This is a genomic window from Fundidesulfovibrio sp. YSD1, assembly GCF_055397115.1.
Genome location: NZ_AP043666.1, coordinates 3,624,371 through 3,636,020 on the forward strand (window position 1 = coordinate 3,624,371; position 11,650 = coordinate 3,636,020).

The window sequence follows — 11,650 nt, forward strand, 5'->3', positions numbered from 1 at the left end:
AGGCGGGCTCAGGGCTTCAGGACCTCGTCCAGGAGGAACACGTCCGTGAGCAGCGTGCGCACGTGGTGGGAGGCGTTGAGGTTGTCGACCAGTTGCGAGGAGACGCGCTCCAGGGCCAGCACCAGCTCCATGGCCGCCAGGGCCCTGGCCGCGTCGGCGCGCAGCACGTCCAGGAAGGCGTCGTACTTCTCCCGCGCTCCCGGGGCCATGGAGGCCGACGCCGCCGCGAAGGCCCCGGGCAGGCCCCGTGCGGCCTCCACCGCGCGGGAGAGCAGCTCCCGAAGCTGCGCCCCGTTGCGGCTTTGCCTGTCGTCCGCCGCGCCCTGCGCCGCGTAGGCCAGCATGAACTCGTAGCATTCCTCGATTGCGTCGCACCGCGCGGCGATATCCGTGAACTGCGTCATGGGCGCTTGGTCTCCTGTGAGGTTACCGGGCGGGGCGGGTGTCGCCGCTCCACCGTTCGGGGTCATGGTGGCTGAGGTAGTAGTCCTTCTCCAGGTCCCCCGTGAGCATGGACCGGGTGACCGGCAGCTTTTCCGGCCGCAGGGCAAAGTACACGTGGACGATCACCAGCGCCACCAGCGCGAGCCCGGCCAGCCCGTGCAGGGCGTACACAACGCCCCAGCCGCCGTCGGAGAAGAAGCGGTAGGGGTCGCGCGCCATGAAGGGCGAACGCACCCGCGTGAGCATCGCGAGGCCCGTGGCGGCCATGGTCAGGCCCAGGGCAGCCACCGTCAGGTGGTAGAGCTTGTTGCCCAGCGGATACTTGCCGGGCCGGGCAGGGGCCGCCCCTTTTTCTCCGCCGGCCAGCAGGCCCTTCACTTCGGCCATGTCGGACGGCCTGGGCCAGATGGACCAGAAGTCCATGAAGCACACGGCGTGCACCAGGTGGAACACCAGGGCCGCCACGAGGACGGCTCCGGCGAGCACATGGATCTCCAGCCAGGCGAAGCGCACGCCCAGCTTGGGCAAAAAGGCCGTGCCCAAAAGCGTGAGCATGGCCGCGGCCATGCCCCAGTGGAAGAGCCTCGCGGGGCGCGAATGGCGCGCGATGCGCTGCGGGAGCCTGTCCGCCGCCTCGGGCGAAAGCGTTGGAGCGCCCCCGGGCTTGGGCGCTCCACGCGCCCACAGGGAGTGGACCACGGCAAAGGCCGCCCCGGCGGCCAGCGAGTACCACAGCAGATACCAGGCGGCGTGCAGGATGATGGGCTGTCCCCAGGGGGTGTGTCCCCACGTGACCAGGCTCATGACCCCTCCTTGCCCAGGAAGGCGCGTTTGACCAGGTTGCGGGCCAAGTCCACCTTGAAGCCGTTGTGGCGCAGGGGCACCGCGCCCTCGGCCGCCAGGCGCGCGGCAACCGCCGCCGCGTCGGCGGGAGTGCGCCCGGCCACGGCCTCCTCCACGCGGGGCAGCCGCCAGGGCCGGGCGGCCACGGCCCCCAGCACCACGCGTGCCTTGGCGATGCGCCCGTTGCCGATGCGCATGGCCGAGGCCACGTTCGCCAGCGCGAAATCCCACACCGGCCTGTCCCTGACCTTCTCGAAGTGGAACGCCGCCCCGGACCACGTGGGCGGGATGCGGATGGCCGTGAGCATCTCGCCCGGGCCGAGCACGTTCAGGCGAGTGATGTCGCGCTCCGGGCCCACGAAGAAGTCCTCGGCCGCCACCTCGCGCCTGACCGAGCCGCCTTGGATCACCAGCCTGGCCTCCAGGGCCACCAGCGCCGGAGCGGTGTCCGAGGGGGAGACGGCCACGCAGCCGCTGGCCCCGAACACGGCATGCTCGCGGTTCATGCCCTCGGGCGCGTCGGCGTAGCAGATGTTGCCCCCGGCCCGGTAGCAGTCCCAGCCGCCCCGGTAGTACCAGCAGCGGGCGTCCTGGCAGATGTTGCCGCCGATGGTCCCTTGGTTGCGGATCTGCGGCGAGGCCACCTCGCCCGCGGCCTCGGCCAGCAGGCCGAAGCGCTGCCGGACGGCCGGATGGCCGGCCACCTCGGTGAGCGTGGTCATGGGGCCGATGACGAGGTCCCCGGCTTCCTCGCGGACGCCGCGCAAGGCCTCGACGCGGGTCAGGTCGATCACCGCCTTGGGCCTCACGATGCGGTCCTTGAACCGCTCCAGGCTGTCCAGCCCCCCGGCCAGGAGCCAGCCGTCATTTCCGAAGCGTCCGGCCAGGGCCAGGGCGTCCTCTACTGCGGCCGGCTGGTAGAGCTCGAAAGGCGCCATGCCGTCACGCGTCGTCGCCATGGGCGTATCCTCCCGCCGCCTGCGTGGCGGCCTACGGGATCAGACGTTGGCCGAGAGGCCGTCCCGGCTGACCCGGCCCGCCTGCTCGAAGGCCCTGATGACCGTTTCGGTCATGACCGGGGCGCGGTTGAACGCGCCGTCGCCCAGCGCGTCGGACAGCGCGCAGAGCATGGCCGCGCAGGCCGCCGCCGTGGGCGGCTCGCCGATGCCGCGCGCCCCGATGGGCGTCTGCGGATCGGGGATGCCGAGCGAACCCCAGGTGAACTTCTCCGGGAAGTCGAGGACCGTGGGCGGCCGGGTCTGGTAGAAGCGCTTGGCCACGGGCAGGCCGTAGTGCTTGTCGTAGAACCACTTCTGGGTGGTGGCGTGGCCGATGCCCAGCATGGAGCGCCCGGCGAGTTGCCCCGCGAACGCCCTGGGATGGACCACGACGCCCGCGTCGGCCTCGGCGTGGAAGTCCTTGATGCGGTACATGCCGGTCTCCACGTCCACCTCCACCTCGACGAAAGCGGCCACGAAGGAATAGGTCTGGCCGTCTCGCGGGAAGTTGTCGCGGCCGACGGCCACGAGCCCCTGTCCGGCCAGCGCGGCAACCGAGGCCTTGGTCAGCTTGTGGACGTCGGCCGGGGCCTCGTGGCCGTCGTAGACGCCGCCCATCCTGATGGCCTGGGCGGCGGCCTCGGCCAGGCTCACCCCCTGCCCCGTGTCCGGCCGGAAGACCCGCTGCCCGCCGATCTGGTAGTCCTCCGGACGTTCTCCCAGGATGGACGCGGCGATCTCGCGCAACTTCTTTTTGGCGTCCAGGCTGGCGGCCAGGGCCGCGCGCGACATGGCGTGGATGGTCTGGCTGCCGCCCGAGACGCAGCTCCAGCCCAGGCCTTTGCCCGTGTCGCCCCAGATCACCTCGCAGGCCTCCCAGGGCACGTCCATGGCGTCGGCCAGCACGCGCTGCACGTCGCTGAAGGACTCGGTGCCCAGGTTGCCCACGCCGCTGTGGATGCGAAGCCTGCCCTCGGGGGTGATGACGAAAAGGCCGTCGAAGCCCACAGTGCCCGCCACGAAGCAGCCCGTGGCCACGCCCAGGCCGCGCCGCAGGGGGCCTTCCTTGGGCGCGGGGCGGGCGCGGCGCTCCTGCCAGCCGAAGGTCTTCGCGCCCTGGTCCAGGGCCTGGGCCACGTTCGCGGCCGTGGCCTGGCCGAGCTTGCCCTCGGCGTTGGGCGGCCCGGCCGGGGCGCGGCCCTGGGGGGCGTTGACCCGGCAGACGGCCAGGGGATCGAGGTTAAGCCTGCGCGCGGCCTTGGCCAGCACCGGCCCCACCAGGGCAGTGGCCTGGAGGCCGCCGGGCGCGGTCTGTGCCGAGCGCGGGGGCGTGTTGGTCAGCACCGTCACCCCTCGCCAGCGCATGGCCTTGGGCTGATAGAGGAGCGAGGCCATGCGCCCGATGATGGCCACGTCGTGCTGCTGCTCGTAGGGGCCGTTGTCCTGCACCACGAGGATGTCCAGGGCCAGCAGGCGGCCGTCCTTGGAGAACCCGGCGCGCGTGCGCCCGATGCAACTGGGCCTTGCCCGGCCGATGTACTGCTCCTCCTCGCGGGTGACGCGCATCATCACCGGGGCCTGGGCCTTCTTCGCCAAGAGGGCCGGTATGACCACGGCGATGGAGGCCGTGATCTTGCCGCCGAACCCGCCGCCCGTGTACTCGCTGACGAAGACTATCTTGTCCGGCTCCAGGTTGAGCCAGCGCGCGAGGGCCGGGACGGTCTGGATGGTGCTCTGGGTCCCGGCGGCCAGGTGCAGCCTGCCGTTCTCCCACCAGGCCAGGGTGGACCTGGTCTCCAGGGCCTGGTGGCTGACGTTGGGCGTGACGAACGTCTCGTCCAGCACCAGGTCGGCCTTGGAGAAACCGGCCTCCACGTCGCCGAAGGACCACTCGGCCGTGGCCTTGCCCAGGGGCAGTTGGCCCGGGGCGGCGGCGGCGAAGTCCTCGGCGGTCCACTTGAACTCCCCGACCGAGGCCAGCTCCCCTGATTTCTTCGGGGGCAGCCAGGCGTTGCCGTCGGCGCGGGCGTTGGGTCCGCCCGGGCGCAGGCTGTCCAGGGGGTCGATGACGAAGGGCAGCGGCGTGAATTCGATGTCCACGGCCTCGATGGCCGCAACGGCCGAGGCCTCGTCCACTGCGGCCACGGCCAGGACGGGGTCGCCCTGGTAGAGCGGCTCCATGGTCAGGGCGCGCTCGGCCCAGGGGCTGGCCTTGATCACCGCGCCGGTGTCCGTGACGGAGTCGGCCGGGGGCGGCAGGTCGTCGGGCGTGAGGATGGCCCGCACCCCGGGCATGGCTAGGGCCTTGCGCGTGTCCAGGCGCGTGACCTTGGCGTGCGGCATGGGGCTCGTGAGCAGCCTGCACGCAAGCATGCCCTCGGCGCGGAAGTCCTCGGCGTAGCGGGCGGAGCCTGTCAATTTGGCGCGCTGGTCGGGCGTGGTGTAGTCGCGCCCGGTCAGCTTCGCCGTGAAGGGCGGGTCTTGCTGGGCCATGGCTTACACCTTCCTCATGTATTCGGCCCCGCGCATCAGGGCCGTGAGAATCTTGTCGTAGTCCTGGCAGCGGCAGAGGTTGCCGGAGACGCCGCGCGCAAGTTCTTGGCGGGTGGGGGAGGGGTTCTTTTTAAGAAAGCCCAGGGCGGACATGAGAAAGCCCGGGGCGCAGTAGCCGCACTGGAAGCCCTGCTCGTCGAGCACGCCTTGCTGCAGGGGGTGCAGCGAGCCGTCCGGGTTGGCCAGCCCCTCCACGGTGAGGATCTTCCTGCCCCGGACGCCGTGTGTGAGAATCGAGCAGGAATAGACGGGTACGTCGTCCACGAGCACGGTGCAGGCCCCGCACTCGGCCCGGTCGCAGCCGAGCTTGACCCCGCCGAGCCCGAGCTTGCCGCGCAGGGTCTGGGCCAGGGTTTCCTGGGGCAGCACGTCCACGCGGCGCTGCTGGCCGTTGACGGTCAGGGTGACGAGGCGCTCCACCGAGCCGGGCGCGGCCGGGGCCGCAGCGCCCGCCGGGCCGGTGAACAGCGGGGCGGAAAACGTGACCGCGCCCGCCGCGATGACGCTCTTGATGAACTGGCGGCGGGACATGCCCCCGGGCCTGGCTTGCGAAGCATCACAATCGCACATTGCACCACCGCCTTTCTTCCCGGAGGCTCCGGGGGGTGAAGGGTGCGCACCGCACGGACATTTTTCTTCACTACGGCCTGATACTCCGATGACGGCCCCATGCCAACACCATTCGGCGAAATCCCTGGGCTCGTTTTCAGGCCGGGAAGAGGTTGTTGATCTTGCAGGCCGCGCAGGCCGCGCCGAAGCCGTTGTCGATGTTCACCACAGTGACCCCGCTGGCGCAGGACGTGAGCATGCCGAGCAGCGCCGAGAGCCCGGAGAGCGACGCCCCGTAGCCCACCGACGTGGGCACCGCCACGATGGGCTGGGAGACGAGCCCCCCGACCACGCTGGCCAGAGCCCCCTCCATGCCCGCCACCACGATGATCACCCGGGCCTTGCGGATGTCCGAAAGCCGGTCCAGCAGCCGGTGGATGCCCGCGACGCCGACGTCGGAGACGATCCAGGCCCGGCTGCCGAGCATCTCGCAGGTCACCCGGGCCTCCTCGGCCACGGGCAGGTCGGAGGTGCCCGCCGTGACGATGGCGATCTCGCCCTCGCGCCAGGCCCTCTCGCCGCTGGTGAGCGTCAGCGTGCGCCCCAGCGGGTTGTACTCCACCTCCGGGCACACGGCCTGCACGTGCGCCGCCATTTCCGGCGAGACGCGCGTGGCCAGCACGCCCGCGTGGCCGCGCATGCGGGTGAAGATTTCGCCGACCTGCTCCGGGGTCTTGCCCTCGCCGTAGATCACCTCGGGAAATCCGTTGCGCAGGGCGCGGTGCATGTCGATCTTGGTGTGGCCCATGTCCATGAAGGGCAGGTCGCGCAGGCGCTCCATGCCCTGCTCCACGTCCAGGCTGCCGTCCTTGACGGCGGTCAGCAGCAGTTTCAGGCTCTCTTGGGTATCCATGTTTTCTTTATTATTATGATGCCCGTTCCCGGGCGGTTTTCTCGTTCAGGCTGCCCATGCGGTAGCCCGCCAGGTCCACGGCCGCGTGGCTGAAGCCCAGGGCCTTGAGCATGGCGTCGATGCCGTGTTTCTCGTCCGCCTCGACCAGTTCGGCCACGCGCCCGCGCGGCACCTCGATGCGGGCCGCGCCCCCGTGGCTGCGCACGCGCACGGCCGGGAAGCCCAGGCCCTTGAGAAAGTCCTCGGCCCGGTCGATGCGCGTAAGCTCCGCCTCGTCCACGCGCGTCCCGTGGGGCAGCCGCGTGAGCAGGCAGGCCCCGGCGGGCTTGTCCCAGGTGGCGAGGCCAAACAGGCGGGAGAGCCCCCGAATATCCTGCTTGGTCAGCCCGGCTTCCAGAAGCGGGCTTTCGACCCCCAGATCCTTGACGGCCCTGAAGCCCGGGCGATGGTCGCCCAGGTCGTCCAGGTTGGTCCCGTCCAGCACGTGGATCATGCCTTCCTCCCGGGCCAGGCCGAGAAGCAGGGAAAAGAGGCCCTTCTTGCAGATGTAGCAGCGCTCCGGAGGGTTGTCGCGCAGGGCCTCGGGAAAGGGGACCTCGATCATCCTGTGGCGTACTCCCATGGCCTTGGCCGCCTCCTTGGCGTCCTCGACTTCCTGGGCGGGCGTGTAGGGCGTGACCAGGGTCACGGCCAGCGCGCCGCCGCCCAGGGCCTCGCGGGCGGCGTGCAGCAGAAGCGTGCTGTCCAGCCCGCCGGAAAAGGCCACCAGGGCCTTGCCCAGGGGGCGCAGGATAGCGAGCAGGGCTTGGCGCTTGGCTTCCATGGCGCTACTTCCCGTGCCTGGCGACGGCGGCTTGGACCTCGGCCAGGCTCAGGCCGTGTTTCCTGGCCAGTTCCCGGCAGTCCTCCAGCTCCGGCTTGGAGCGGATGACGCGGCCGTCCTTGAGGGCGTTCTTCATGGTCACGGGGCCGAGCTCCGTTTCCAGGCTCTCGAAGCTGACGCCCAGCACGGTCTTCTCCAGGGGGAAGCTCTTCACGCCCAGGGTGGTGGTGTGGCGAAAGAGCAGCTCCTTGAAGCGCTCCTCGTCCTGGGTCGCGCACAGAAGCGAGACGCAGGTGGCCGGACGGTTCTTCTTCATCACGATGGGCGTGAAGTGCACGTCCATGGCCCCGTTCTCCATGAGCACGTCCATGGCCACGCCGAGGGCCTCGGCGGTCATGTCGTCGATGTTGCATTGCAGCAGCCGCGCCTCGCTCACCGGGCCTTCGGGCTTCGAGGCGGCCGGGCGGGCCAGCTGCACCCGCAGGACGTTGGGGATCTCGGCGTCCCGGTGGCCGACGGCGTAGGCGGTCTTCTCGGCGGCCAGCGAGGGGGCGGAAGTGAATTCGTCCGCCAGCACGGCCACTATGGCCGCGCCCGTGGGGGTGGTCGCCTCGTGCCGGGCCGCGCCGCGCGTGGTGGGTATTCCCGTGAGGATTTCCACGGTGGCGGGCGCGGGCACGGGCATCATCCCGTGGGCGCAGCGCACGAACCCGCCGCCGAGCTCCACCGGGGAGCACCACACCGCGTCCACGCCCAGGGCGTGGAAGCAGACGGCCGCGCCCACGATGTCCACGATGGAGTCCGTGGCCCCCACCTCGTGGAAGTGCACTTCATGAAGTCCCTTGCCGTGCACCTTGGCCTCGGCCTCGGCCACCTTGCGGAAGATCGCCAGGCTGGTCTTCTTGACCGGTTCGGCCAGGGAGCTCTCCGTGATGATCTTCTCGATGTCCGCCAGGTTGCGGTGCGCGGCGTGGTCGTGGCGCTCGGCGCGCGGCTCCGCGTGGCAGTGGTCGTGATGGTGGCCGTGGCCGTGGTCGTGCCCGTGATTGTGGTCGCGCCCGTGGCCATGGTCGTGATGGTGTCCGTGGGCGTGCGCCTCGGCGGGGGCTTCGTCATGGCGTTCGTGGCCGTGGGAGTGGCCGGAGTCCTGGTTCCCAAACGCCACGTCCACGCGCGTGCCGTGGATGCCGTGGCGCTCGCCCTGCGAGACCAGCAGCTCGAACTCGTGGTCCAGGCCCAGTTTGGAGAGCTCCGCGCGCAGAAAGCCGGGGTCCACGCCCAGGCCGATCATGGCCGCCAGGTTCATGTCGCCGCTTATTCCGGCGAAGCAGTCGTAATAGAGTATTCTCATCGCCTGGTGCGCTTTCGCGCCTGTTGATCGTTGGGGGGCGGGCAGTTCCCGCCCGGATACGCTTGTATGCAATGGGGGAGGGCGTGTCCATGGACGCGCCCTCCCGCCGCTTCGGGCTAGTCGAGCCCTTTCCTGAAGTGATCCTTGATCATGGCCAACTGTTCCTGGAAGCCGGGGCCTTCCATCTCGGCGGAGACCTTTTCCAGGACGTCCGGGATTTCGATGCTCTGGGGGCACTTCTCCAGGCATTCGCCGCAGGCCACGCACTGCGAGGCGAAGCCCGGGCCGCCGCCGGTCAGGCCGGAGTTGAAGGCGACGTACATGAACTTCGCCTCCTGGACGTTCCCGAACATGTGCATCTTGTTGTAGAAATCGAAGCACTTGGGTATCTGCACCCCGGCCGGGCAGGGCATGCAGTAGGCGCAGCCCGTGCAGCCGACCTGCATGAGCTCCTGGTACTTGCGCCGGACCTTGTCCACCAGTTCCCGCTCCTTGGCGGTGAGCGAGCCCGCGTGGGCCTCGTTCGCGATGGCCAGGTTCTGGGCGATGTGCTCCTCCTCGTTCATGCCCGAGAGCACCACGGTCACTTCCGGATGGTCCCACACCCAGCGCAGGGCCCACTCCACCGGGGTGCGCCCGGTTTCGGCCCCGTCCCACATGGCGGCCACGGCCGGGGGCGGGGTGGGCAGGCCCAGGTTGCCGCCGCGCAGAGGCTCCATGATCACCACGCCCAGGCCCTTGGAGGCCGCGTATTTGAGCCCGGCCGTGCCCGCCTGGAACTCCTGGTCCAGGTAGTTGTACTGGATCTGGCAGAACTCCCAGGGGTAGGCGTCCACGATGCGCGCGAAGTCCTCGCCCAGGCCGTGGAAGGAGAACCCGGCGTTGACGATGCGCCCGTCCTTCTTGGCCTGGTCCAGGAAGTCGCGCACGCCCTTGGCCTCGATGTCGTCCCAGGACGGCCCGTTCAGGGAGTGCACCAGGTAGTAGTCGATGCGCTCGACGCCGAGCCTTTCGAGCTGGGCGTTCAGGTAGCGGTCCATGTCCGCACGGTCCTTGACCAGCCACGTGGGCAGCTTGGTGGCCACCTTGACGCGCTCGCGGTAGCCGTCCTTCAGGGCCTTGCCCAGGAGGGGCTCGCTTTGCCCGCCGTGGTAGGGCCAGGCGGTGTCGACATAGTTGACCCCGCTGTCGATGGCGCCCCTGATTTGGGCGATGGCCCGGGGCTCGTCGATCTGGCCGTCGATCATGGGCATGCGCATGCACCCGAAGCCCAGGATGGAGAGCTCGTCTCCTGTTTTCGGCATCTTCCTGTAAAGCATGGAAAGTCTCCTTGTCATTGCGGAGGGGTTGTTTCGTTTCGGCGGCGGCCACGCGCGGGGCGCGCTCAGCCGCCGTACTGGGCGTCGTCGACCTTCTCCATCCAGTCGGCGGTGCGGCCTTCCACCTGCTCCTGGATGGCGATGTGCGTCATGGCCGTGGTGGGCGACGCGCCGTGCCAGTGCTTTTCACCGGGCGCGATGAGCACCGCGTCCCCGGGCCGGATCTCCTGGACGGGCCCGCCTTCGCGCTGCACCCGCCCGCACCCGGCCGTGACGATCAGGGTCTGGCCCAGGGGATGGGCGTGCCAGGCCGTGCGTGCCCCGGGCTCGAAGGTGACGCTTAACGCTGTCACGCGCGAGGGATCGTGCGCCTGGGGGCGCAGCGGGTCGATGCGCACCTGGCCCGTGAACCTCTCGGCCGGGCCGGTCATGGAAGGCTGGGAGCCTGCCCTCTTGATCTCCATGGATGATCCTCCTTCGCTGGGCGGGGCTTCGCGCCAAGGCCGCCCGGAAAAATTGCGCCGTCGCCGCGATGCCCTCCAGCAGGCCTGCGGCCGGGAGCTTCGGGATGTCGCGGCGGCTCGCCGAACGTCCGTGCGTTTTCGCCTCGGGCCGGCAGCGATCCGCGCCGCCCGCTTCCCCTGGTCCCGATTTCCCGATGATGCGCATATAGGTCCCCCGGCCGCGGGGCAGTAGACACGATCCTGCCCAATTCTTGCCTGATTCTCTCACGAGGCTACCAAGGACAAGAGGATCGTATTATCTGAGGGCATGCGCCACCGGCGCTGTTTTCTGCTATTTACTTTGAAAACAACGGGTTGGTCAGCAATGGAAAACGAGAAGCGCTTCGAGTTCGAGAAGGCGAACAGCCTGCTGAAAGAGAAACTGTTGCGCTGGGCCCCCGCGCCGGGAGTCCACCGCACCGCCGTGGAGGGCCTGCGGATTTCCAGGCGCGACGAACCGGTCAATTGCGAGAACAGCTTCTCCGATCCCCTGGTGGCGGTGATCGTCCAGGGGTTCAAGCGCTCGATCATCGGCTCCGAGGAGTACCGCTACGGCGAGAACCAGTGCCTGGTGGCCGGGGTGGACATGCCGAGCACCTCCTACATCACCTCCGCGTCGCCGGAGCGGCCGTTCCTGGTGGTGTCGCTCACCCTGGACAAGGCCCTGATCACCAGGCTCGCGGCCGAGACCGCCCTGCCGGGCGGGCCGGACAAGGGCTGCCGCAAGGGAATATCCGTGGCGGACGCGGACCCGGACGTGCTGGACGCCTTCTTGCGCCTGGTGGAGCTGCTCGAAAGGCCCGAGCAGATACCGGTGCTCGCGCCGCTGATAACGCGCGAGATCCACTACCGGCTGCTCGCCGGGCCGCAGGGCGGGCACCTGCGCAGGCTGAACACGCACGGCACCCAGGGCAACCAGATCGCCAAGGCCATCACCTGGCTCCGGGCGAACTTCAAGGAGCCCTTGCAGGTGGACAGGCTGGCCGGGTTCGTGAACATGGCCACCTCCACGTTCCACCGGCACTTCAAGGAAGTGACGAGCCTCAGCCCCTTGCAGTTCCACAAGCGCCTGCGCCTCTACGAGGCCCAGCGCCTGATGCTCGCCGAGAGCGAGAACGCCACCAGCGCGGCCCTGGCCGTGGGCTACGAGAGCTCCACGCAGTTCAACAGGGAGTACAAGCGGCTCTTCGGGGAGCCGCCGAAGAGGGACATGCGCAGGGGGCGGTAGCGGGCCGGGCCGCCGTCCGGGAGCGGGCTCGCGGCCGGGCTGCGGCCTTGTGTTTTTGCGTGATTTGATGGAGATGGATCGGGTGGCAGGAGTATCGTCCGCTTAACCGAGCGCCGTTTCGGCTCC

11 protein-coding genes are annotated in these 11,650 nt (G+C 69.5%); 1 reads left to right on the forward strand and 10 read right to left on the reverse strand.

From position 1 onward, the window contains the following. Window positions 1–8 precede the first annotated feature (8 nt). From ACZ5V4_RS16830 to ACZ5V4_RS16875, 10 genes are all read right to left on the reverse strand, one after another. A complete protein-coding gene (locus tag ACZ5V4_RS16830) occupies window positions 9–404 on the reverse strand; it encodes a hypothetical protein (RefSeq protein WP_464316025.1) in 396 nt (131 codons plus the stop codon). A 22-nt stretch (window positions 405–426) separates the two neighbouring features. Continuing rightward, complete coding sequence (locus tag ACZ5V4_RS16835) at window positions 427–1,248, reverse strand: cytochrome b/b6 domain-containing protein (protein WP_464316026.1); 822 nt, start codon at window positions 1,246–1,248, stop codon at window positions 427–429. Continuing rightward, the gene (locus ACZ5V4_RS16840) at window positions 1,245–2,246 is read right to left on the reverse strand and encodes an FAD binding domain-containing protein (protein WP_464316027.1); all 1,002 of its coding nucleotides are present in this window, start codon (window positions 2,244–2,246) and stop codon (window positions 1,245–1,247) included. The genes ACZ5V4_RS16835 and ACZ5V4_RS16840 overlap by 4 nt, the downstream gene beginning before the upstream one ends. 39 nt (window positions 2,247–2,285) lie before the next feature. After that, entirely contained in the window at window positions 2,286–4,778 is a 2,493-nt protein-coding gene (locus ACZ5V4_RS16845) for a xanthine dehydrogenase family protein molybdopterin-binding subunit (RefSeq protein WP_464316028.1), read from the reverse strand. 3 nt (window positions 4,779–4,781) lie between these two features. Beyond that, a complete protein-coding gene (locus ACZ5V4_RS16850) occupies window positions 4,782–5,369 on the reverse strand; it encodes a (2Fe-2S)-binding protein (RefSeq protein WP_464316029.1) in 588 nt (195 codons plus the stop codon). 175 nt (window positions 5,370–5,544) lie between these two features. Further along, window positions 5,545–6,300, reverse strand: a complete 756-nt coding sequence (gene larB, locus ACZ5V4_RS16855) for a nickel pincer cofactor biosynthesis protein LarB (RefSeq protein WP_464316030.1) — start codon at window positions 6,298–6,300, stop codon at window positions 5,545–5,547. A gap of 13 nt (window positions 6,301–6,313) precedes the next feature. Then, a complete protein-coding gene (larE, locus tag ACZ5V4_RS16860; protein WP_464316031.1) occupies window positions 6,314–7,123 on the reverse strand; it encodes an ATP-dependent sacrificial sulfur transferase LarE in 810 nt (269 codons plus the stop codon). Window positions 7,124–7,127: 4 nt separating this feature from the next. Further along, a complete protein-coding gene (gene larC, locus ACZ5V4_RS16865; protein WP_464316032.1) occupies window positions 7,128–8,474 on the reverse strand; it encodes a nickel pincer cofactor biosynthesis protein LarC in 1,347 nt (448 codons plus the stop codon). A gap of 116 nt (window positions 8,475–8,590) precedes the next feature. Next, the gene (locus ACZ5V4_RS16870) at window positions 8,591–9,793 is read right to left on the reverse strand and encodes an aldo/keto reductase (RefSeq protein ID WP_464316033.1); all 1,203 of its coding nucleotides are present in this window, start codon (window positions 9,791–9,793) and stop codon (window positions 8,591–8,593) included. Between the two features lie 65 nt (window positions 9,794–9,858). Next, window positions 9,859–10,257 (reverse strand): (R)-mandelonitrile lyase, encoded by a 399-nt coding sequence (locus ACZ5V4_RS16875; RefSeq protein WP_464316034.1) that lies wholly within the window; start codon window positions 10,255–10,257, stop codon window positions 9,859–9,861. 364 nt (window positions 10,258–10,621) lie between these two features. Between ACZ5V4_RS16875 and ACZ5V4_RS16880 the strand changes: the two genes are divergently transcribed. Beyond that, complete coding sequence (locus ACZ5V4_RS16880) at window positions 10,622–11,524, forward strand: AraC family transcriptional regulator (RefSeq protein WP_464316035.1); 903 nt, start codon at window positions 10,622–10,624, stop codon at window positions 11,522–11,524. Window positions 11,525–11,650 lie beyond the last annotated feature (126 nt).